General features: G+C 53.3%; 1 protein-coding gene. It reads left to right on the top strand.

Going from position 1 to position 576, the window contains the following annotated elements:
* Positions 1–315: 315 nt before the first annotated feature.
* Positions 316–576 (top strand): hypothetical protein (locus tag HMPREF1022_RS19030; protein WP_232221632.1); only part of this gene is annotated, 261 nt, incomplete at its 3' end.

The following is a 576-nucleotide window of genomic DNA, read 5'->3' as shown; positions in this document are numbered from 1 at the left end:
TTCTCTCTCTCTCTCTCTCTCTCTCTCTCTCTCTCTCTCTCTCTGTAGTGGAAAGCTGACAAGAGGGGTCAAACGCCCCGCAACAGGAAAAACGATGCATGTTATTTGGCCTGTTCATTGAAGTATCCTGAAAAATTTTTATGCCCACAGTATAGTCATTCCTGCTATTGAAATGAGTTTTCGCTGCCCATGCCATCCGGCAATCAGGACACGAAAAGCCCATAAAAAAGAAGCGGGGCGTCAGGAGAACACCCCGCTTCCAGAAGCGCGCCCCGCTGTCCACTTCGGGGCGTGCCGGGGAGGCGCGTGCTGTCCATGCGCGCCTGCTTGCGGCCGGGAGATGCGCTAACCCCCCGCCGCAAATGTCTGAACCGGGCGGCTTTCAATTTCCATGGCGGAAGCCCGGCTTTTAATTCCAATATAATGTTTCCACCGCCGACCATGAAACAGTGCGGCGGTGGAAAAAGCACACAAAAAACGGCGGCATACCGCGCGCAAAACACGCGGCATACCGCCGTCAGACTGGGTCAGTCGATAAAAAACGAAAAAATTGAGGAGTTACTCTCTCTCTCTCTC

The organism is Desulfovibrio sp. 6_1_46AFAA (genome assembly GCF_000224635.1).
GTDB classification, from domain to species: Bacteria; Desulfobacterota; Desulfovibrionia; order Desulfovibrionales; family Desulfovibrionaceae; genus Desulfovibrio; species Desulfovibrio fairfieldensis.
The sequence above is the reverse complement of the archived record's forward strand: the minus strand, read 5'-3'. Positions and strand labels throughout refer to the sequence as shown.